Consider the following 21,172-nt stretch of genomic DNA (forward strand, 5'->3'; position numbering starts at 1 on the left):
GATTACACTTTATAAGCAGCTGCTTTAGCTTGATAATCTTCGGTGATTCGTTTCATCTCTACCGCTCCACCGGCCAATTTTTGCACCTGTTCCGATAGCAGCACTACCGCTTTGGCATTATCTAAAATCTCCGCACCAATTTGAGTCAGTCTACCCGCTTGCTCTTGGGTACCATTAGCCACATTGTTACTCAAAGTCGCCACTTGGCCAATCTGACCAGAACGTTGATCTAACCCTTGGGCAATATTATTTGTATGCTGTACATTTTGGCTCGTACGCTGCCTACCTTGATCCATTGACTCAACGGTTTTTAACATGCTGACATTCAAACGACTGAGCACTTTTTCAATGCTATCGGTCGATTGACTAGTCCGTTTTGCTAGAGTACGAACTTCATCTGCCACAACCGCAAAACCTCGGCCACTCTCACCCGCTCTCGCCGCTTCAATGGCTGCGTTTAATGCCAGTAAGTTAGTCTGATCTGAAATACTGCGGATCGCCTGAAGTAAAGTGGTGATCGAAGTGACATCTTGAGTTAAATCAGTCATCGACTCGGTCACTTCAGTCATATTGGTTTCTAGCGCCTGCATGTCTTTCATGATATTTAATGCACTTTGACGATCACCAATACTTGAGGTTGCCCCCTCTCTTGCTTGATCTGCTGAAACTTGGCTATCGTGAGCCATTTGCTGAAAACTATCGATCACATGTTGAGTCGATTCGGCAATAATTCCAGCTTGAGCATTTTGCTGTTGAACCCCCTGCTGAGCTTGCTCGCTCAAGCTCATCAAATTATCTGAAGTACTGCCCATCTTGACGGCAATATCGCGATAGTCATTAAATAGCTGCGACAACTCTTCGAGCATTAAATTAAAGGATATCTCCGCTGGTGTGTCAGCAGAAGATAAGCGTATCGATAAATCTTTATTAGACGATATCTGCTCTATGGCACCGGCAATACGTTGATTGGCAACGGCATCGGTGCGCATAAAAAAGGCAATACGAATAAGAATAAAGGTTTCGGCTGCAGCAAATAATGCATGGACCAACATGATGGTCCAGTTGCAATCGCCGGCAAATATCATCACTGGAGTATCAAACAAGCTCACTCCTTGCAGCTGAATATAGGTTAAGCCAATATGATGTACTGCAACGGTAAGAAGCGAGGCCAGTAAAGGCTGCCAGCGTAAGTAAATTAAAAACACCCCCATAGAAGCAAAAATATGAAAATGCATTTCAATCATGCCCATTTGGCTTTGGATCAGCAACGCCGAGACGGTCATCATGATCACCGCACCAACAATGGCAAATAACTCAGTCCCCTTTAGCAGACTATAGCTAAGTTGTACTATGACTAAAATCGCGACTGCCGAAAAGGTACTGAAAGTCAGCATTTTTGCGCCAAAGAAACCGCTAATAAACAGTAATGGTGCTTGCAACATTAAAATTTGATATATGTGTGAATCGTGTTTTTTTAACAGTTCAATTGTGTATTTATCACTCATAGACATACCTAAGTTTCAGAGGAAATAATTTGCTTAAGTTCAAGCAACATTTTTTGAGTTGAAAGCTGCTGGGACGTGTAGATCCGCTTGACCGCCCCATTAGGCGACAATAAAAACAACTTGCCGACATGATTAATGCTGGCGAGCTCAAGGTTAATATTCTCAGATAAACGTCTATCCAGTTGCTGTAAAGCATCGTCAGACAATGACGCACTCACAAAACGCGGTGAGATATCATCTATTATGCTTTTACGAACTGCCAGAGTGTCATTGTTGGGGTCAATCGTCACAAACATAAATTGCACCTCAGCTCCAGTTAACAAAGCATCCTGCTGTATGTGTTGCTCCAATTGCATCATTTGTTGGATCCTTATCGGGCAAATTTCAGAGCACGATAAAAAACCCATAAATAAATAAGTGTATCCTGCAGAAGAGGCAGGAAAGTGATGAATGTGCTTGTCAACGCCTTGCCAACTAAAGCTCAGCTGTTCGCTGTCATTGCTACTAATGCCATATGCCTGCTCATTGGCAGACCATTGGCTAACCACCATCAATATAGGCACAAGACCTAAGGTGATAAAAATCAGCACTATTGCAATCGCTACTCTTTTTAAATGCATAAGTTCATATCAATCAGCATAAAATCATTATAGTCACTATTTTATATTTGCCCATAGCGCCCTCAGGCATCATTAATAAGTGAGCCTATTACATTTTGTGCCATAGCCGCCACAATACGGTTCAAAATGAGCTTTAGGTTCATTCAATGAGTAAATTAATTTTTTAATAGTAGTATAAGTATCACAAAGGCAAATGCTCAGTAACAGAAGTAATCTAGAGTCTGTTGAGCTATGAAGGCTGTTTTAGCAACAAACTATTGGTCCATAGCTCAAACCGTGAGTGATCTAGTTTCGTTGTGTCGTTACGCTATATAAAAAAGCCAATAACGCTGTAGAAATGGCCAACAAGGTTACCAAAGGGTCAACTAAAAGTATTTTACTCATTGTTGAGCGAATTTTGCTTAAATTGCCAGGCAGCAATCGCCTCGCTTAACACGCTTTAATCTCGAAAAAATTTAACCAAAAATAGATCAACCGCCTATCAAAGGTAATAGACACAATTAGCATAAAAAAACACCTAAACCCGCAATGGGTTTAGGTGCTCTTCACTCGAAAATTGACTTAACTTAACCTGAACTCGGGTTAACTTAGAGTGTAATAGCGTCAATCGCTTTTTTAGCTTGGCTTATGCCAGCTTCTGCAGCATCTGGACCCATGTTTAATGATTCAGCATAAACGGTTTCAACATCAGTAATCCCAATAAAACCAAGTACTGTGATTAAATAAGGCACTACGTGATCTGTGGTGCCACCTTTATGAGCCCCGCCGCGGGTGGTCACTATAATGGCACGCTTACCTTCAATCAAGCCAACTGGGCCGGTATCGGTATAAGTAAAAGTTACGCCAGCACGGGCAATGAAATCGATCCAACTTTTTAACGTAGTTGGTATGCTAAAATTGTACATTGGTGCAGCAATAACAATAGTGTCATGAGCTTTAATTTCAGCCACTAATTCGTTCGATAGGGCTAATGCAGCTAATTGACGCTCAGACAAATCATCGCCACCACGAAGACCAGAAGCAATTTCACCATCTAACATTGGTACTGGTTCACTGCCTAAATCACGCACAGTAATTTGCGCACCTTTGCTGCTCCATTGTTGATTTAAATAATCAACTAATGCTGAAGATTGTGAATAACTGCCTAGAACGCTTGATTTTAAAATTAATACTTTTGCCATTGTTAAGTCTCACCCATATGTTTGTTAGGTCATATGGCTACACGCCTGACCAATTGAGCCAGTATATTAGTCTATAAAAAAGAAGAAAAGTGCATTAATTTCGCAATAACATTCGATAAAATAGAAAGATATTAACTCAATCTACACTAGATGATTGTTGTGGCAAAGACACAAACTGGCCGGTGAACGTAGCGCACATGATCTCATCGCAATACAAGGCGACCTCTAAAGTCATCTTGACGCGTCGACCTCGAGTTAATGGAGTTAAATCAGTATAAGGCCAAATCACTTTAGCATAAGGCTGTTTAGTAACAGGCTTCAAATACCTTACTTTCGCATCAGCCAAGACAATGTCGCCATGAGCTTGTGACAACTGCTGCTGTAACCACACCATTCCCCATCCAGTTAGGGTCATTAAAGTATAAATGCTGCCAGCAAACATGGTGTGATGTAAGTTAATGTTGGGCTCAATTGGTGCGGTCACCTTTAAGCTATCGCCATTGAATAATACTGGAGTAATCCCCATAAATTTACTGACAGGAATAGTGTTGTGCCAAGTTTCACACAAGGTTTTGAGCAAGGCTGTCACCTTAGCATCTGATTGTGCTTCAGTGAACGACATATCAATCATAACGGCATCCCTCCGATGGTTGATCTATGATGACAATAGAACTGTCCTATACCTGCAGATTGAAGGTTACAGGGCCATCATTGACCAACTCGACCTGCATATCTGCACCAAATTGACCGGTCTCGGTCATAACCCCTTGTTGACGGCAATACTCCACAAAAGCCAGATAAAGACTATCTGCTTGCTCGGGTGTTGCGGCACAAGAAAAACTCGGTCTTAAACCTTTACCAGTATCAGCTGCCAAGGTAAATTGTGACACCACTAATAATTTGCCACCAACTTGAGCCAGATTTAGATTCATCTTGCCATTTTCATCACTAAACACCCGATAGTTAATGACTTTCATGGCTAATTTAGCCATTTTATCAATATTATCTTCGCGCTCCACACCGAGTAGCACTAACAAGCCTTGGTCAATTTTGCCGACTATTGCGTCGTCTACCGAGACTGATGCGCGTTTAACACGTTGAATTAATGCAATCATAACCATCCTAAAAATATTCTATTTGGCGACACTTTTTGGATAACATCATATTAAATAGAACAACATTAACAAATTATTATTAAATGAAGCTGTTTATTAGCTGAACTTAGATGCCGCGTTATCTAGACGTAAAATGGCTTGGGTAACGGCTTGAAAAACGGCTTGATCCGTTAAGGCATGATATCCCGCGCTAACATGCTGATAATCTATAGATTGATGACCACACTCTTCAATAAACGCCGTTAGTATATGTTGAGGACAAACCCAATCATATTCACCTTGGATTAATACTGTTGTGGCCTCAATAGCGCTTGCAAGTGTTTTAAATTGGCTATACACATCAAAAAAATGCTGTTGCACATAATGATGGCCTATTTTCGCGCAGCTTAACGGTTGGGCTACCTCGCCCATAAACTGACTTGGCTGCGCTAATGCATATTCCCACATAAGCCAGTGTTGCACTGCATTTTCAACTACTTGTGGATTATGATGATTGAGAACAACTTGGTAAGCATTCATAAGGTGATCAATAGCTACGGCCGGACTATGTGTATCGGCCTGTGGTAAAGCCGTTGTAAGCTTGGGCTCAAGAACATCAATGAATCGTGCATATTGAGTGTTAAAAAACTGGCTTGCACCATTAGGTCCATATAACCAATTTATGCCAAGTTGAGAGGGAATAAACATTCCCCATAACACTTGAGCGATCACGCGGCTAGGATACAAACCACTGTACAACCAAGCCAATGTCGCGCCAAAAGAACCTCCGGCTAAATACCATTGCTCAACATCAAAGGTGCACCTTAGCGTTTCAATATCAGCCACCAAATCCATTACTGTGTTGTGCAATAGACACCCAGATGGTAACGAGCGTCCCGCGCCGCGTTGGTCAACAAAATAAATATGAAACCCTGTACTAACAAATAAGCTTAGCTCACTCCGGCAACAACCTGCACCCGGGCCGCCGTGTAAATACAATAATGCGGGGCCCTTTTCGCAACCATATTCAGCAACATGTAATTGATGACTGTTACCCACATCAACAAATCGCTGTTGAATAAATAGCGGTAATTCAGTCATCAAGATTAATACTTATCAATTGAGGAAACCGATCCAGTAGACGGCTTATCAACTACTAAAGGATCATGCACATTGTGTAGGCTTTGCTTTTCAGTCTCTGAAAATATTTCGGCTTTAAGATCTTCTGCAATGACAGATAAGCCCTCTAAATATTCTGGTAAAGCCGCGGTAATTTCAGCACCAAGCAAAACAATAATCCACGATAAATATACCCAAACAAATAAAATAGGAATAACCGCCAGCGCCCCATATATCGCTTCGTAACTTGGAAATTGAGTCACATAAAACGCAAAGCCTTTTTTACCGGCTTCAAACAAAACTGCTGCAACAATGGCCCCTAATAAGGCATGTGAAAACTGCACTTTTTTATTCGGTACCACCATGTACAACAGTAATATTGAGGCCGCAGAAAACAGTAACGGCAGGCGTTCAACAATCCACGGCACTAATCCAGACAACTCACTGCCAGTTACCACCTCTAATGACACAACATATGAGGTTGCCACCAAACTAGCACCAATAAGCACGGGACCTAGGGTCAATACCATCCAATACATTGAAAAAGAAACAACATATGAGCGTTTATCAGTAATTCGCCAAATATTATTGAGCGCTTTATCAATAGCGGAAATCAGCATAATAGCAACGAACACTAACGCAATAATACCGACAAAGGTGCCTTTAGATGCATTGGCAACAAACTCATTAATATAAACTTGAACCGTATCACCTGCAGCAGGGATAAAATTATTATAAATAAACCCTTCAATGTTACCTCTAATGCCTTTAAACACCGGAAAAGCCGATAACATCGACATGGTGACGGCGATCATAGGCACCAATGACAGCAGGGTCACATAAGCTAAATGCCCTGCGCGGATATTAATTTGATCTTCTGTCAGCCGTTGTTTGAGATGGAGTAGAAACTGCCAAATCCCACTCAAAAAAGCCACAATAGGGCTGTAATTAAACTTTTTGGGCATAATAATCCTTATTTAATACCTCGTTAGTGGAGATAACATTTGTATTAAGTCACTAACTTCGTACAATGTTATAACATATTAGCCATCGAATAATGGAGCAAATTGATGTCACAACAAGGTTCGGCGGGCAATGTGCTCGCTGCTGTCGCGAGTTTGTTTTTCCCGGGTTTAGGGCAGCTTTTACAAGGGCGTATCTTAGCGGCTTTATTATTTTTCTGCATTACTGCCGTTTGCTATTTCTTTTTTGTGCTGGTGATCCCTGCAATCATTGGTGGTCTATTCCATTTGTGGAGCATCATCGACGCTGCAAAATTTAAATCAGGCAGTTAATCAAATAATTAACCTCAGCGAAGTCTTTTTCGCCTCACACAATAAAAGAGACACATTGATGAAAAAATGGATATCACTGGCACTATTAAGTAGCAGTTTACTGTTGAGCGGTTGTCAAAGCGCCTACTACAGTGCAATGGAAAAAGTCGGCTATCACAAGCGCGACATTATGGTTGATAGAGTACAAAGCGCTAAAGAGTCGCAACAAGACGCTCAAAAGGAGTTTAGCTCTGCGTTGGCAGAAATGCAGTCATTATTGGCATTTGATGGCGGTGATTTAGAAGATGCCTACAATAAAGCCAAAGATGAGTATGAGTCAGCTCAATCTGCAGCTGATGAAGTCAGCAATCGCATCGAGAAAGTCGAAGATGTCGCTGATGCATTATTTGACGAATGGCAAACTGAAATCGAAGAAATTAGCAAAGCCAGTTTACGCCGCAACAGCACCAACAAACTCAATGAGACCAAGCGTTCATATAACTCACTGGTCAAAAGCATGCGTCGTGCCGAAGCCAAAATGCCACCCATTTTAACGGCAATGAAAGACAATATGTTGTATTTAAAACATAACCTAAACGCGCAAGCGATTGGGGCCATTAAAGGCGATTTTGCCAATTTACAAACCGACATATCCAGCCTGATTAACGACATGAACAAATCAATCGCTGAATCAAATAAGTTTATTGAGTCAATGGAGCAAGGCTAGCCATTAGCAAAAACATCAATTCAATACCCAAAAGCACTGTCTCTACATTCGTCATCTATGATGTTCTGACAGCTGCTTTGGAGATTGTTGAACTGATTGATATTCAAGGGTAGATCAATCGATCGGCGATTCATCTACCGGTAACGCAGTGCGGCTAAAAATTTGCTTTAGTACCACAGTGGTTTCAATACTCGCGACAAACTTGAGGTTACCAAGAGATTTCTTGATGAAGTGCTCATAGGAAACTAAGTCTTTAGCAACTATTTTGAGCACATAATCATACGCCCCAGTCACTACTGCACACTCCATCACTTGTGGGAGTTGCGCCATAGTAGATTCAAATAATGCGGTTGATTGATCAGTATGCTCAGTTAAACGAACCGATGTATAAACCACCACATTCAAGCCTACCTTTAGCGGATCAACTTGCGCACCATAACCTAAAATAACCTTATCTTGTTCAAGCTTTTTGACTCGTCGCAAACAAGGAGTATCTGACATATTAACCTTGTCGGCTAATTCAGAAACAGCCATTCGGCCCTGACGTTGCAGTATTTCTAATAGCTTGAGGTCTTTCTTATCCATTGAACACATCGTTTTTGAGTGAGTGATTAACGGTATAAATATCACACTCTTGAGTGAAATCCTCTAAAAACTTACGTTATTCACAAAAATATCAAACAATTGCGCACTACAAAAAATAAGCCTGACAATATTGTTATTTTTTAACATAAAAAAACCCGATAAGTGATTATCGGGTTTTGTTGACTGATTTATTGCCGAAGCAATTGAGTCGTTACAAGCTGTAGTACATTTCAAACTCAAGTGGATGAGTAGTACGTGCTACACGCTCAGATTCTGCTGTTTTAAGCTGAATATAAGACTGAATAAAGTCTTCGCTGAACACGCCGCCTTTAGTTAAGAACTCATGATCCGCTTGTAAATTTTCTAGTGCGTTTTCTAATGAAGTCGCAACCTGTGGAATTTCAGCCGCTTCTTCAGCAGGTAAGTCATATAGATCTTTATCCATCGCTTCGCCTGGGTGGATCTTGTTTTGAATACCGTCAAGACCAGCCATTAGCAATGCTGCAAAACCTAAATATGGGTTTGCATGTGGATCAGGGAAGCGCGCTTCGATACGACGACCTTTAGGGCTTGGTACCACTGGAATACGAATTGAAGCACTGCGGTTACGAGCAGAATACGCAAGCATAACTGGCGCTTCAAAATGTGGCACTAAACGCTTGTAAGAGTTAGTGCTTGGGTTAGTGAATGCATTCAATGCACGAGCATGCTTAATGATGCCGCCAATGTAATAAAGAGCAAGGTCACTCAAACCAGCATACTTATCACCAGCAAATAAGTTTACGCCATCTTTAGACAAAGATTGATGCACGTGCATACCACTACCGTTGTCGCCAACGATTGGTTTTGGCATAAATGTCGCCGTCTTGCCATAAGCATGAGCCATATTATGAACGACATACTTAAGAATTTGAATTTCGTCCGCTTTTTTAGTCAATGTGTTAAAACGCGTAGCGATTTCGTTTTGACCGGCTGTTGCCACTTCATGGTGATGCGCTTCAACCACTTGACCCATTTCTTCCAGCACTAAACACATTGCTGAACGTAAGTCTTGTGAAGAGTCAACTGGCGCAACTGGGAAGTAACCACCTTTCACCATTGGACGGTGACCAGTGTTACCTTCTTCATAGCTTTTAGCTGAGTTCCATGAAGCTTCTTTAGCATCAATTTTAACAAAACAACCTGACATGTCAGTACCAAAACGGACATCGTCAAATAGGAAGAATTCAGGCTCTGGACCAATCAATACTGTATCTGCGATACCAGTAGAAATTAGATACTGCTCAGCTTTTTTTGCAATTGAACGTGGGTCGCGATCATAACCTGTCATGGTACCAGGCTCTAAAATATCACAACGAATAAGTGCGGTTGTTTCTTCAGTAAAAGGATCAAGTACAAACGTTGTAGGATCAGGCATGAGTACCATGTCAGATTCATTAATGCCTTTCCAGCCTGCGATTGAAGAGCCATCAAACATTTTACCGTCTTCAAAAAATTCTTCATTTACTTGATGAGAAGGAATAGAAACGTGCTGCTCTTTACCTTTAGTGTCGGTAAAGCGTAAGTCTACAAACTTAACTTCTAACTCTACAAGTTGTTTTAAAACTGATTCAACTGACATTCTCAAGCCTCCGGTAGGGTAAAGGGTTGTCCCTTAATATAATCTTGGTATTCGCCAGATGGTGCATCTGGAAAACGAATCTGTGCATAATGGTCTGTAATAAGCGATATTCATGCCACTTCGCTAACTAATTGATTTTATTGATATGAGACTTCTATCAAATCTTCAAAAAAATAAATCTGCACCATCTTCGAGCACCACTATGTTTCATCATGGTGCAAAAGTCCATAATAGTGCACCCTGTAAATATGGCTATTTTAAACAATGTCACATTTTTGTATTACAGTATGGTTATGCTTAATATATAAACGTTTTATGCTGTTTTTTAATCCATAGCAAGCGATAGATTTACAAGTGTTCAAAAATAATCCTATCTACAAAAGCTGCTGTGAAGTAGAATGGCACGCTTTTTTACAGTAGCTATAACCTATAACTACTGTTAGATCCTTTTTTTTTATTTGCTGGTTTAGAGGTTTATCCGTGCTAGAGAATTTACGTAACATCGCCATTATTGCCCACGTTGACCATGGCAAAACAACCCTGGTTGACAAAATGTTGGCGCAGTCAGGAACCCTTGCATCTCGTGGAGAAGCTACTGAGCGGGTTATGGATTCTAACGATCTTGAAAAAGAACGTGGGATCACCATTCTGGCAAAGAACACAGCCATCCAGTGGAACGACTACCGTATTAATATCGTAGATACTCCTGGCCACGCCGATTTCGGTGGTGAAGTTGAACGTGTTCTATCTATGGTTGACTCAGTATTACTATTGGTTGATGCAGTTGATGGTCCTATGCCACAAACTCGCTTTGTAACCAAGAAAGCATTCGCTCAAGGCCTTAAGCCAATTGTTGTTATCAACAAAATTGACCGTCCAAGTGCTCGTCCAGATTGGGTTATTGACCAAGTATTCGATTTATTCGTTAACTTAGGTGCCACTGACGAACAACTCGATTTCCCAATCGTTTATGCTTCGGCATTAAATGGTTTTGCAACCTTAGATCCAGATGTAGCGAGCGATGATATGACGCCGCTATTCCAAACTATCGTTGAGAAAGTGTCTTTCCCAGATGCTGATGCAGAAGCGCCATTCCAAATGCAAATTTCTCAAATCGATTATAACTCATACGTGGGTGTTATCGGTATTGGGCGTATTACCCGTGGTAGCGTTAAGACTAACCAACAAGTGACCATTATTGGCGCTGACGGTAAGACACGTAACGGTAAAATGGGCCAAGTATTAGGTTACATGGGTCTTGATCGTACTGAAGTACCAATTGCAAATGCTGGTGACATCGTTGCCATCACAGGTTTAGGCGAGCTTAAAATCTCTGACACTATCTGTGCTGTGAATGCAGTAGAAGCAATGCCACCGTTAACTGTTGATGAACCAACACTGACGATGACATTCCAAGTAAACACTTCTCCGTTCGCGGGTAAAGAAGGTAAGTACGTTACTTCACGTAACATTCTTGAACGTTTACAGACTGAATTAGTTCACAACGTAGCACTACGCGTTGAAGAAACAGAAAGTCCAGACCGTTTCCGCGTTTCAGGTCGTGGTGAATTACACTTATCGATTCTAATTGAAAACATGCGTCGTGAAGGTTATGAATTAGCTGTATCGCGTCCAGAAGTTATTCTAAAAACAATCGATGGTGAGTTATGTGAACCATACGAAACAGTTACTGTTGATGTTGAAGAAGATCATCAAGGTACCGTAATTGAAAAATTAGGTGTCCGTAAAGGCGAAATGAAAGACATGCAGCTTGATGGTAAAGGTCGTGTACGTATCGACTTCGTTATCCCAAGCCGTGGCTTAATTGGTTTCCAAACCGAATTCTTAACTGCAACATCTGGTACTGGTCTAATTTATCATTCATTTGATCATTACGGTCCACACAAAGGTGGCGATATTGGTCAACGCGCTAACGGCGTATTGATTTCAAACGCAACAGGTAAGGCACTAACATTCGCCTTATTCGCATTACAAGACCGTGGTCGTATGTTTATTGGTCACGCTGCTGAAGTGTATGAAGGTCAAGTAGTGGGTATTCATGCTCGCTCTAACGATTTGACAGTAAACTGTTTGAAAGGTAAGCAGCTAACTAACATGCGCGCATCAGGTACTGATGAAGCACAAGTATTGACGACTCCTATTACACTGACACTTGAGCAAGCTCTTGAATTCATCGATGATGATGAATTAGTTGAAGTAACTCCTAAGAACATCCGTGTTCGTAAGAGATTCTTAACTGAAAACGAGCGTAAGCGTAATAACCGCAGTTAATTACCATTAATGAGTGGCAACACTCATTAAGACCTAAAAAGCCCAGATGCCTGCATCTGGGCTTTTTGTTGCCTGGTCTATACAGGCAGCCTAGGACGCTGCGCTGCTAGAGGCTATAAAGTCAACAGCTTAACAGCGAAGCAACTCTAGCAGTGACGCAGTCACGCCCTAGCAGCGAAGCGACGCTAATGATACAAGATGAAAACATTTAACTAGATATTTTACGTAAACGCAGATAGATTCGACTCAAGATGATTTTTAAGGAGAATATATGAGTATGTTGCAACAGGTAAGCGTCGCTAAAAAAGCCAATGTGTATTTTAACGGTAAAGTGATTAGTAGAAGTGTGGTGTTGGCTGATGACAGTAAACAAACTTTAGGTGTTGTGTTGCCTGGTGAATATGAATTTGCTACTGCTCAAGGTGAAATAATGCAGGTCATCTCAGGCGAATTTGAAGTGTTATTGCCTGGTCAAACTGAATGGGCAGTCTATGCTACAGGTACTCACTTTCAGCTTGCACCAAATGTGAGCTTTAGTATCCGTACGGCACAAATTTCAGAGTACTGCTGCCAATATATATAGGGTTATTGCACCTTAATAAACAATATTGATTTAATAGTGCCCGCTTACATTCAGCTTAAACAACACAGTTTAAGCTGATTTTTTTTATAAAAACGTCTACTCTAATTGAAACTATCGTTTTATGGAGTGCATTATGCGTATTCTCATCCTTATTGGTTTATTATTATTAAGCGCTCAAAGCCTCGCAACCGTTTACCGCTGGGTCGATGAAAATGGTAAAGTGCATTACTCAGATGAAGCGAAAAAGAATGCTGAAGCTGTTGATCTAAAAGAAAATACGCAGAATAATATTACCATTAACACTCCCACCAAAATCAACACCACTGAGCCAAAAGAAGCCCCAATTAGCTACTCAATCTCAATCACTTCTCCTCAAGAAGAGGCAACGATTCGAGATAATAACGGCGCGTTCACCGTATCAGTAAGTGTCTCTCCGGAACTGCCTCGCGGTGTGATGATGACATTATTGGTTGATGGTATTGTCACTGCACCACCTCAAGCATCAAATATATTTACATTAACCGGCATTAACCGAGGTGAACACTCACTGGTTGTTAATGCTGTAACACAAAGCGGCAAAGTCCTTGCATCAAGCTCTCCTAGAAAGATATTTCTTCACCAAGCATCTGTATTTGGACCCGCAAGAAAGTCCAAGTAAATAAGATAAAAATCAGTTTATTCATTAACTTAAAAAAATATGTGTGACTACTTATCTTAGTGAGAGCTTGTGTGTTTCGGGTTGCGAATTGCACCAATTCGGTGCAATATGATAGTGCAACCCTATACTAGGACGGCTAATGGACACAAATAACCTGCTCAATCACTTAGTTACCGCTGTGCTGGTTATTAATAATCAGCTCAAGCCATATTATGCCAATGCTGCTGCTGAACAATTATTGGGGGTCGGTAACCACAAGCTATTAGAACAAACGCTTCCTGAACTTTATCAGCTTATGGGAGTTGAGCCACAGTTATTGCGCGATGCCGTTAATGCCGGCCAAGGGCTCACCATTAATACTGCCGTATTGATTACCCTTGATGGTCAGCATCACACTGTTGATATTACTTTGATGCCAATTGAAAATGATAATAACCTCAGCATCTTAGAACTGCGTCAAGTGGATCAACAACGGCGTATTCATCAACAGCTGAATATGGACGCGCAACAGCAAGCTGCACAGTTTTTGGTCCGTAACTTAGCTCATGAAATTAAAAACCCACTGGGCGGCCTTCGTGGTGCGGCACAGTTATTGTCTCGAGAACTAACTTCACCTGATTTAAAAGAATTTACCACCTTAATCATCGAACAAGCAGATAGGTTGCGTAATCTAGTAGACCGCTTACTTGGCCCGCAACGTCCGACACAGCATACACAACAAAGTATTCATCAAGTCATTGAAAAAGTGCTTAAACTAATTGAAATGGCGCTGCCAGAGAATATCCATTTAAAACGAGATTACGACCCGTCCATTCCTGACATTGAAATGGACTCAGATCAAATGCAACAGGCTGTATTGAATATTGTCCAAAATGCCATTCAGGCTTTAGAGCATTGTGGCGGAGATATTGTTATCCGCACTCGCACCCAGCATCAGGTCACGATTGGAACCCACCGCTATAAAGTGGTACTTGCATTGTCGATTATTGATAACGGCCCAGGTATTCCATCTGAACTATTGGATACCCTTTTTTACCCTATGGTTACCGGTCGGGATGAAGGGTCTGGATTAGGTTTATCCATTGCACACAACATTGCCCGATTACACCGCGGTCGCATCGATTGTATTTCGGTTCCAGGTCATACCGAATTTATTATTAATCTGCCATTACAATAACTAGCATGCCCTATGTAGGCAGAATGAGGTAGTAACATGAACATTAGTGAACAAGTTTGGATCCTCGATGATGATAGTTCGATCCGTTGGGTACTCGAAAAAGCTCTTAAAGGCGCATCACTGTCAACAGCCAGCTTTGCTGCTGCAGAATCTTTATGGCAAGCCTTAGAGGCATCTCAACCACAAGTCATAGTGTCAGACATCCGTATGCCAGGGACTGATGGGTTAACCTTACTGGATCGCTTACAGCTGCATTATCCGCATATTCCAGTGATCATCATGACAGCTCACTCTGACTTAGACAGTGCGGTGAGCGCATATCAAGCAGGTGCATTTGAATACTTGCCCAAACCGTTTGATATCGACGAGGCGATTAATTTAGTAGAACGCGCACTGACTCATGCCACAGAGCAAACACCTCAGCCGGTGATAGATACTTCGATTAAAACCCCTGAAATTATTGGTGAAGCACCAGCGATGCAGGAAGTTTTTCGGGCCATAGGTCGCTTATCTCGTTCGTCAATTAGTGTATTGATCAATGGTCAATCAGGTACAGGTAAAGAACTCGTTGCCGGGGCATTGCACAAACACAGCCCGCGTAAGGAAAAACCCTTTATTGCGCTTAATATGGCTGCCATCCCAAAAGATTTGATTGAATCAGAACTCTTCGGTCACGAAAAAGGAGCATTTACAGGTGCCGCGAATGTGCGCCAAGGTCGTTTTGAGCAAGCCAATGGCGGTACCTTATTTTTAGATGAAATTGGTGATATGCCAATCGATGTGCAAACTCGGTTATTACGAGTACTTGCTGATGGACAATTCTATCGTGTTGGCGGCCATCAAGCTGTGCAAGTGGACGTTCGCATTATTGCTGCAACCCACCAAAATCTTGAAGTATTGGTACAAAAAGGCACCTTCCGTGAAGATTTATTTCATCGTCTCAATGTGATTCGAGTTCACCTACCGCCATTATCACAGCGTCGTGAAGACATTGCCCAGCTCGCTAATCATTTTTTAACCACAGCAGCAAAAGAAATTGGCGTAGAGCCCAAAATATTAACCAAAGCCACCGCAGTAAAACTGGCTAATTTACCTTGGCCAGGCAATGTGCGACAACTGGAAAATACGTGTCGATGGTTAACTGTAATGGCTTCTGGACAAGAAATATTACCACAGGATTTACCACCAGAATTACTCAAAGATCCGGTTAGCAGCCAACAGAAAACAGCTGGAGCAAGTGATTGGCAAACCGCGTTAACAGATTGGATTGATGAAAAGCTTGCTGCGGGTGAAAGTGATTTATTAACTGAAGTTCAGCCTGAATTTGAGCGTATCTTACTTGAAACAGCGTTAAGACATACTCAAGGCCATAAACAAGAAGCCGCTAAACGCCTCGGCTGGGGAAGAAATACTCTGACTCGTAAATTAAAAGAGCTATCAATGGACTAAAAGCAGAACTACACAATATAGCCATAATGATGTTATAACATTGTTAAGCTTATTGCTGTGGCAGCACTATTTTTGTCTAATTCTAATATAAAACATGATCTCAAATAGTCGACGTTACCGCATTTACACATGGCATTGACTTGGCTGCAGAAGCAATAGTATACGTACCATGAAAATTGCGGCCTAAAATGTAATATTCAACTAAGGACAGATTGTGAATTCTGATGCTCCTTTTGGTGTGGTTATTCATCAAGACTTTATACCACTGTATGCAGATGATAGTTATGCAAAAATCTTCGGTTATCAAACTGCTAAAGAAATCTTAGCGCTGAAAAGTATTTTAGAGTTAATCGATCCTGAACTACAGGATCTCGCGGCACACACTTACTATGCATTAATGAGTGGAATCGAAAAGCCTCAGGTGCGAAATTATATTAATCGTAACCGTCTTGGTATGACGATTAATGTATTAGCCATTGAACACCTTGTCGAATGGCAAGGTCGAACAGCACTGCAAATAACGATTGTTGATTTAACCGAAGTCACCACACTCAAACAAGCTGTTGTACAAAGTGAGCATCGCTATCAACAGTTAGCCAATGGATCGGTGCAAGGTGTTTTGGTGCATCGCAACTTTAGCCCGTTATATTGTAATGAAACACTCGCGACCCTACTTGGTTACCCTAATCGTCAAAGCATTATGTCACTCAAATCGATTATGGGTATCATTGAACCTAGTTATCAAGCACAGCGAATAGAGGCTAACAATGCATTGCTAGCCAATACCATTACACCTCAGACTGTCGATATCCAGTGCTTGCATTCAAGTGGTCGTCTCATATGGGTAAAAATACTGGAGACTGTTATCAGTTGGGAGGGACAACCCGCCACTCAAATGACCATGATCGATATTACTGAATCTTATTTGCTAAAGGACTTACTCAATAAGGAAATCTATATTGATTACCTTACCAAGGTGCTGAATCGACGAGGGCTATTGCATTTTAGTCAGCGATTAATAACCGATACCAATCTTAAACGTGAGCACCTTTATTGTTTATTGATCGGCGTAGACGATTTAAAGCAAATTAATCATTTATTTGGCCATAAAATGGGTGATAAAGCCTTAGTTAATTTTGCTCAACATTGCCAAAACAATCTAGGTGAAGTCGACTTAATCGCTCGTTGGAGTGGTGATGAGTTTATTACCATCATCCAAGCTAATAGCAAAAAGATAGTCTTAAATATTGCCGAGAATATTCGCCATAGCAACGACGATACATCGCTAATAGAACCAGAAACCAATAAGCCTATTCGTTTTAGCGCCAGTGTTGGCGTGTCGAACTGGCAAGCCGATGATACTATCGACAGTTTTATTTTGCGGGCAGATTCAGCATTAGAGCAAGCTCGATCCCAAATCACTAATCAACTTGTTTTTACATAATATAAAAGCGATCAACACACTATATTACATGAACAAAAAGCCGCTACTGCGGCTTTTTAGTATCGAAAATATCAACCCAATCACTGGCTGATATTTACAACAATATGCTTAGTGAACCCACAATGATAAAGGCAATAGTACCCAGTAGGGTTTCCATAACGGTCCACGTTTTTAAGGTGGTTTTTTCATCCATTCCCATTAAACGTCCAACCAACCAAAAACCGGAATCATTAAAGTGTGATAACACCGTTGAACCACCAGCAATGGCAATAACAATAAAACATAAATCCAAAGCACTTAATCCAGCGGTTGCCGCTACCATAGGCGCAATTAACGCCGCTGTTGTGGTTAATGCGACGGTTGCCGACCCTTGTGCCACCCGAAGACAGGTGGCAATGACAAATGCCGCAACGATTAGTGGCATACCTGTATGTGACAATGCATCCGCTAATGCCTGACCAATTCCACTTGCACGTAATACGCCACCAAACATGCCACCGGCACCCGTCACTAATATAACCGCGCAAATAGGCCCTAATGAGTCGCCACACAATTTCTCAAGCTGTTGCATACCATAGTCTTTGGCAAATACCACTAAACATACTAATAAGGTAATCAGTAATGCAATTGGCGTCTTACCCAGCATTCGCAGTAATTCAACTAATGGTGACTTACCATCGATAACGCCAGCAACGGCTAAGGTGTTTAGCCCAGTGTCCATAAAAATGAGTATCACAGGTAACAGCAAAATCGACATTACCGTGCCAAAGTTCGGGATCTTATCGACATCGATAATCGGAGCTGTACTGAGGAACACTTTTGACACGGGAATATCAAATTTTTTACCCGCATATAACCCAAATAAATAAGCACCAATATACCAAGTGGGGATCGCCACCATCATGCCAACAAAGAGTAATAAACCAATGTTAGCGCCGAGTAAATCCGCAGCCGCTACCGGTCCAGGATGTGGAGGAACAAACGCATGCATCACGGCAAATGCACCGGCAGACGGTAAAGCATACTTAAGAGGTGAATCGCCAAAGCGTTTAGCTACACTAAAAATAATCGGCATCATCACAATTAGGCCGGCATCAAAAAATATTGGGAAACCAAATAATAACGAAGCAATACCTAAGGCTAATGGGGCTTTTTCTTCACCAAAACGGCAAATTAAACTATCAGCAAGCACTTTCGCACCGCCAGTTACCTCCAAAATCTTCCCTATCATAGCGCCAAGACCAACAAGCAAGGCAACAGAAGCTAAAGTGCCACCAAAACCCGCCATCATTGTTGGCACCACTTGATCACTGTTAATACCACTGGCCAGTGCTGTTGCCACACACACCAATGTTAATGACACAAAAGCGTGCAGTTTCATTTTAATAATCAGTATTAATAACGCGATAATGGCTAGCGCAGCGATCATCAGCAAGTAAGTCGGGTCTGCGGTTGGTACTATTGTGTCCATACTATATTCCAAAGAGATTAATGAGAGTGCTAATTCGAATTCACAAACCTCAATGAGATCAGTAAACTCAAGGCATAAACTGAGCTGAAAAAATAAGCCTTTAATTATATAAGCTTATATTAAGGAATGGTAAGAAAATGACAGGGAAATGCATTATTGTAATGGGTGTGTGCGCATGTGGTAAAAGCAGCGTAGGCGAACTGTTAGCAAAAGTGATGAATGCCACTTTTGTAGACGGTGATGATCTGCATCCGCAAGCCAACATAGAAAAAATGGCTCGAGGAGAACCCCTAAACGATGCCGATAGGGCACCTTGGTTATCACGTATTCGAGATTTGGCTTTCGAATTTGAAACCCAACATAAAACGGTGATCATTGGCTGTTCAGCACTCAAACAATCTTATCGAGATCAAATCCGTAAAGGTAATCAACAGGTCGGATTTTTATATTTAAAGGGTAGCTATGAACTGATTTTGGCGCGGATAATGGCAAGAAAAGGCCACTTTATGAAACAGAACATGGTCGATAGTCAGTTTGCCACATTAGAAGAACCCACTAATGAACCATTAGTGGTAACCGTCGATATTGATGCCAGTATTACAGACATAGTGCAGCAAGCTTTAGCACAATTTCGTGATCAGGGATTTTAAGCTAACACGTCTGAACGCTAACCTGTGCCAGCTTAAACACAAATATTGTTGAGCTGGCATTGATTGCGATTCTCTAATCTCTCTACACCGGATCTTGGTGAATAATCACCTCTGCATCATCAAACGCCGCTTTAATCGTCAAGCCTGCTTTATCTGCTATTTCATGGGCATCATGCAATGATAAGTTACCCGCTAATTCCATGTGCAACTGAATAAAGGTCGTTTTCCCAGCCTGGCGAGTACGTAAATCATGAATGCCTTGGACGCGAGGATCTTGCTTAGCTAAGGCTTTAATTTTATCACGAGTCTCAGTGTCTAATTCGCGATCAAGCAAGCTTTGAACTGAACGATAACCTAACCCAAGCGCTTGATTACCGATAAAAAATGCAATGAACACCGCAAACAAACCATCGGCCCACCACCAGCCATATTGCGCCAATATTAGGGCGAACAACACAGCCGCATTCAATAATAAGTCCGACTTATAATGCAATGAATCAGCTTCAACTAACGAGCTCTTAGTTTTTTTCAAAGCATGTCGTTGCAACAAAACAAGGGCAAATGTCATGACTATCGCAATAATAGTCACCACGATACCACTCATGGCATTGGTAACTGGTACTGGATGAATTAACTTTTCGCCGCCATACAATAATAACAGCGACGCCGAGCCTAAAATAAACGCAGCTTGCGCCAAACTCGCTAATGGCTCAGCTTTTCCGTGACCATATCGGTGATCTTTGTCCGCAGGAACAATGGCATATCGAATGGCAATAAAATTAACTATCGACGCGAGTGCATCAGCAAATGAATCCGTTAATGACCCCAACATACTGGCAGAGCCTGAATACAACCAAGCCAATAATTTGATCACGATAAGGCACAGTGCTGTAGCGACTGAAGCGCGGCTCGCTAATTTGACCCAAAAGTCATATTCAGATGATGTACTCATAAAGACGTTGTCGACTCTTTTTACAGATAATTTAACAGACCTTACTATAGCAAGTTAGCTGGCTGTTTTGGGTAATGTTTTATTAAATAATCTTAAATTGCACCAAGACCTTATATAAAGTCGCAACGGAGACAATGCCACTCCATATAGGCATTAACTAAAAAGCCATTACCCAAAGGTAATGGCGATTATGTTGCTTTAACCATGCTGAGCTAGCAACTGATTAACGACGTGGCTTGTGGCCTTTACCTTGTTGAAAGTTATCTTGAAACATTTGTTGCTGTTCAGGGGTCAATAGTTGATAAATTTCATTCTGCATTTTTAAGTGGTTCAACATTTTTTGCATGTGTTGCTGTTGCTTTGCTTGGGCCATTTCAGTGGCTTTCGCTTCATCAAAACCAGCGGTAGTGATTAACGCTAGCATGTCAGCTCGGTGCGCAGCTCGCTGTTCTTTCGTTGGGCGCTCAGGACGATTACCTTGATATTTATTTAACACGGCTTTGACATCAGCTCGCTGTGAATCCGTTAAATCTAACATGCGTAGCATTTTATGCATGCCACCCTTATGACCATGATATCGGTCACCTTTAGCGGCGACATTCTCTGTCTTTACCGTGTTATCAGTAGTCTCTGTTGCATATAACTGGCTGGCTAAGAACGCTGAACTTGCCACTAAGGCCACTAAACTCGTTTTGATGATTGATGATGTTTTCATTGTTAAGTTCCTCGGTATGTATGGGATTTATTGTCTGCCTCAGCAGATTTGATAC

The 21,172-nt window shown here is 41.5% G+C and carries 21 protein-coding genes; 9 read left to right on the forward strand and 12 right to left on the reverse strand.

What is annotated here, in order from left to right:
• Window positions 1–2: 2 nt before the first annotated feature.
• From ACED29_RS14265 to ACED29_RS14295, 7 genes are all read right to left on the reverse strand, one after another.
• Window positions 3–1,505, reverse strand: a complete 1,503-nt coding sequence (locus ACED29_RS14265; protein ID WP_124017453.1) for a methyl-accepting chemotaxis protein — start codon at window positions 1,503–1,505, stop codon at window positions 3–5.
• 8 nt (window positions 1,506–1,513) lie between these two features.
• On the reverse strand, window positions 1,514–2,125 hold the full coding sequence (locus tag ACED29_RS14270; protein ID WP_124017452.1) for an SCO family protein: 612 nt from the start codon (window positions 2,123–2,125) through the stop codon (window positions 1,514–1,516).
• A gap of 587 nt (window positions 2,126–2,712) precedes the next feature.
• Entirely contained in the window at window positions 2,713–3,306 is a 594-nt protein-coding gene (locus tag ACED29_RS14275) for an FMN-dependent NADH-azoreductase (protein ID WP_124017451.1), read from the reverse strand.
• 136 nt (window positions 3,307–3,442) lie between these two features.
• Window positions 3,443–3,937, reverse strand: a complete 495-nt coding sequence (locus ACED29_RS14280) for a thioesterase domain-containing protein (RefSeq protein ID WP_124017450.1) — start codon at window positions 3,935–3,937, stop codon at window positions 3,443–3,445.
• Between the two features lie 46 nt (window positions 3,938–3,983).
• Window positions 3,984–4,421: a D-aminoacyl-tRNA deacylase gene (gene dtd, locus ACED29_RS14285; protein ID WP_124017449.1), complete on the reverse strand. Its 438-nt coding sequence runs from the start codon at window positions 4,419–4,421 to the stop codon at window positions 3,984–3,986.
• A 96-nt stretch (window positions 4,422–4,517) separates the two neighbouring features.
• Window positions 4,518–5,501 (reverse strand): alpha/beta fold hydrolase, encoded by a 984-nt coding sequence (locus ACED29_RS14290; RefSeq protein ID WP_371697926.1) that lies wholly within the window; start codon window positions 5,499–5,501, stop codon window positions 4,518–4,520.
• Window positions 5,502–5,506: 5 nt separating this feature from the next.
• Window positions 5,507–6,484: a virulence factor BrkB family protein gene (locus ACED29_RS14295; protein ID WP_371697927.1), complete on the reverse strand. Its 978-nt coding sequence runs from the start codon at window positions 6,482–6,484 to the stop codon at window positions 5,507–5,509.
• 105 nt (window positions 6,485–6,589) lie between these two features.
• Here ACED29_RS14295 and ACED29_RS14300 point away from each other — a divergent pair, with 105 nt between their 5' ends.
• A complete protein-coding gene (locus tag ACED29_RS14300; RefSeq protein WP_011635820.1) occupies window positions 6,590–6,814 on the forward strand; it encodes a hypothetical protein in 225 nt (74 codons plus the stop codon).
• A 58-nt stretch (window positions 6,815–6,872) separates the two neighbouring features.
• Entirely contained in the window at window positions 6,873–7,520 is a 648-nt protein-coding gene (locus tag ACED29_RS14305; protein ID WP_371697928.1) for a DUF2959 domain-containing protein, read from the forward strand.
• 114 nt (window positions 7,521–7,634) lie between these two features.
• Here the strand turns inward: ACED29_RS14305 and ACED29_RS14310 are convergent, their stop codons facing one another.
• Window positions 7,635–8,105, reverse strand: coding sequence for an Lrp/AsnC family transcriptional regulator (locus ACED29_RS14310; protein ID WP_124017445.1), 471 nt, complete (start codon window positions 8,103–8,105; stop codon window positions 7,635–7,637).
• Window positions 8,106–8,316: 211 nt separating this feature from the next.
• Complete coding sequence (gene glnA, locus ACED29_RS14315; protein WP_124017444.1) at window positions 8,317–9,726, reverse strand: glutamate--ammonia ligase; 1,410 nt, start codon at window positions 9,724–9,726, stop codon at window positions 8,317–8,319.
• 480 nt (window positions 9,727–10,206) lie between these two features.
• Between glnA and typA the strand changes: the two genes are divergently transcribed.
• The 6 genes from typA to ACED29_RS14345 all read left to right on the forward strand — a co-directional run bounded on the left by typA (window position 10,207) and on the right by ACED29_RS14345 (window position 17,329).
• Window positions 10,207–12,018 (forward strand): translational GTPase TypA, encoded by a 1,812-nt coding sequence (typA, locus tag ACED29_RS14320; protein WP_124017443.1) that lies wholly within the window; start codon window positions 10,207–10,209, stop codon window positions 12,016–12,018.
• A gap of 271 nt (window positions 12,019–12,289) precedes the next feature.
• Window positions 12,290–12,601 carry a pyrimidine/purine nucleoside phosphorylase gene (locus ACED29_RS14325; RefSeq protein ID WP_124017442.1) on the forward strand — a complete coding sequence of 104 codons (312 nt, stop codon included), beginning with the start codon at window positions 12,290–12,292 and terminating at the stop codon, window positions 12,599–12,601.
• Between the two features lie 133 nt (window positions 12,602–12,734).
• Window positions 12,735–13,259 (forward strand): DUF4124 domain-containing protein, encoded by a 525-nt coding sequence (locus tag ACED29_RS14330; protein WP_182742741.1) that lies wholly within the window; start codon window positions 12,735–12,737, stop codon window positions 13,257–13,259.
• A 139-nt stretch (window positions 13,260–13,398) separates the two neighbouring features.
• Window positions 13,399–14,436, forward strand: a complete 1,038-nt coding sequence (gene glnL, locus ACED29_RS14335) for a nitrogen regulation protein NR(II) (protein WP_371697929.1) — start codon at window positions 13,399–13,401, stop codon at window positions 14,434–14,436.
• Between the two features lie 36 nt (window positions 14,437–14,472).
• Window positions 14,473–15,885, forward strand: coding sequence for a nitrogen regulation protein NR(I) (gene glnG / locus ACED29_RS14340; protein WP_124017439.1), 1,413 nt, complete (start codon window positions 14,473–14,475; stop codon window positions 15,883–15,885).
• A gap of 214 nt (window positions 15,886–16,099) precedes the next feature.
• Complete coding sequence (locus ACED29_RS14345) at window positions 16,100–17,329, forward strand: diguanylate cyclase domain-containing protein (protein WP_371697930.1); 1,230 nt, start codon at window positions 16,100–16,102, stop codon at window positions 17,327–17,329.
• Between the two features lie 94 nt (window positions 17,330–17,423).
• On the opposite strand, the gene ACED29_RS14350 is transcribed toward ACED29_RS14345, so the two are convergent.
• Window positions 17,424–18,800 (reverse strand): GntP family permease, encoded by a 1,377-nt coding sequence (locus ACED29_RS14350; RefSeq protein WP_371697931.1) that lies wholly within the window; start codon window positions 18,798–18,800, stop codon window positions 17,424–17,426.
• A 137-nt stretch (window positions 18,801–18,937) separates the two neighbouring features.
• Here ACED29_RS14350 and ACED29_RS14355 point away from each other — a divergent pair, with 137 nt between their 5' ends.
• Complete coding sequence (locus ACED29_RS14355; RefSeq protein WP_182755927.1) at window positions 18,938–19,450, forward strand: gluconokinase; 513 nt, start codon at window positions 18,938–18,940, stop codon at window positions 19,448–19,450.
• An 82-nt stretch (window positions 19,451–19,532) separates the two neighbouring features.
• Here ACED29_RS14355 and ACED29_RS14360 read toward each other — a convergent pair whose 3' ends face one another.
• On the reverse strand, window positions 19,533–20,402 hold the full coding sequence (locus tag ACED29_RS14360; RefSeq protein ID WP_182697718.1) for a cation diffusion facilitator family transporter: 870 nt from the start codon (window positions 20,400–20,402) through the stop codon (window positions 19,533–19,535).
• 223 nt (window positions 20,403–20,625) lie between these two features.
• Window positions 20,626–21,117: a Spy/CpxP family protein refolding chaperone gene (locus ACED29_RS14365; protein ID WP_371697932.1), complete on the reverse strand. Its 492-nt coding sequence runs from the start codon at window positions 21,115–21,117 to the stop codon at window positions 20,626–20,628.
• Window positions 21,118–21,172 lie beyond the last annotated feature (55 nt).

It is taken from the genome of Shewanella sp. 5S214 (genome assembly GCF_041439795.1).
GTDB lineage: Bacteria > Pseudomonadota > Gammaproteobacteria > Enterobacterales > Shewanellaceae > Shewanella > Shewanella vesiculosa.

Coding starts and splice junctions, on each gene's coding strand:
- ACED29_RS14265 (WP_124017453.1), bottom strand. CDS start 1,505: ATGAGTGATAAATACACAATTGAACTGTTAAAAAAACACGATTCACAC.
- ACED29_RS14270 (WP_124017452.1), bottom strand. CDS start 2,125: ATGCATTTAAAAAGAGTAGCGATTGCAATAGTGCTGATTTTTATCACC.
- ACED29_RS14275 (WP_124017451.1), bottom strand. CDS start 3,306: ATGGCAAAAGTATTAATTTTAAAATCAAGCGTTCTAGGCAGTTATTCA.
- ACED29_RS14280 (WP_124017450.1), bottom strand. CDS start 3,937: ATGATTGATATGTCGTTCACTGAAGCACAATCAGATGCTAAGGTGACA.
- dtd (WP_124017449.1), bottom strand. CDS start 4,421: ATGATTGCATTAATTCAACGTGTTAAACGCGCATCAGTCTCGGTAGAC.
- ACED29_RS14290 (WP_371697926.1), bottom strand. CDS start 5,501: ATGACTGAATTACCGCTATTTATTCAACAGCGATTTGTTGATGTGGGT.
- ACED29_RS14295 (WP_371697927.1), bottom strand. CDS start 6,484: ATGCCCAAAAAGTTTAATTACAGCCCTATTGTGGCTTTTTTGAGTGGG.
- ACED29_RS14300 (WP_011635820.1), top strand. CDS start 6,590: ATGTCACAACAAGGTTCGGCGGGCAATGTGCTCGCTGCTGTCGCGAGT.
- ACED29_RS14305 (WP_371697928.1), top strand. CDS start 6,873: ATGAAAAAATGGATATCACTGGCACTATTAAGTAGCAGTTTACTGTTG.
- ACED29_RS14310 (WP_124017445.1), bottom strand. CDS start 8,105: ATGGATAAGAAAGACCTCAAGCTATTAGAAATACTGCAACGTCAGGGC.
- glnA (WP_124017444.1), bottom strand. CDS start 9,726: ATGTCAGTTGAATCAGTTTTAAAACAACTTGTAGAGTTAGAAGTTAAG.
- ACED29_RS14325 (WP_124017442.1), top strand. CDS start 12,290: ATGAGTATGTTGCAACAGGTAAGCGTCGCTAAAAAAGCCAATGTGTAT.
- ACED29_RS14330 (WP_182742741.1), top strand. CDS start 12,735: ATGCGTATTCTCATCCTTATTGGTTTATTATTATTAAGCGCTCAAAGC.
- glnL (WP_371697929.1), top strand. CDS start 13,399: ATGGACACAAATAACCTGCTCAATCACTTAGTTACCGCTGTGCTGGTT.
- glnG (WP_124017439.1), top strand. CDS start 14,473: ATGAACATTAGTGAACAAGTTTGGATCCTCGATGATGATAGTTCGATC.
- ACED29_RS14350 (WP_371697931.1), bottom strand. CDS start 18,800: ATGGACACAATAGTACCAACCGCAGACCCGACTTACTTGCTGATGATC.
- ACED29_RS14355 (WP_182755927.1), top strand. CDS start 18,938: ATGACAGGGAAATGCATTATTGTAATGGGTGTGTGCGCATGTGGTAAA.
- ACED29_RS14360 (WP_182697718.1), bottom strand. CDS start 20,402: ATGAGTACATCATCTGAATATGACTTTTGGGTCAAATTAGCGAGCCGC.
- ACED29_RS14365 (WP_371697932.1), bottom strand. CDS start 21,117: ATGAAAACATCATCAATCATCAAAACGAGTTTAGTGGCCTTAGTGGCA.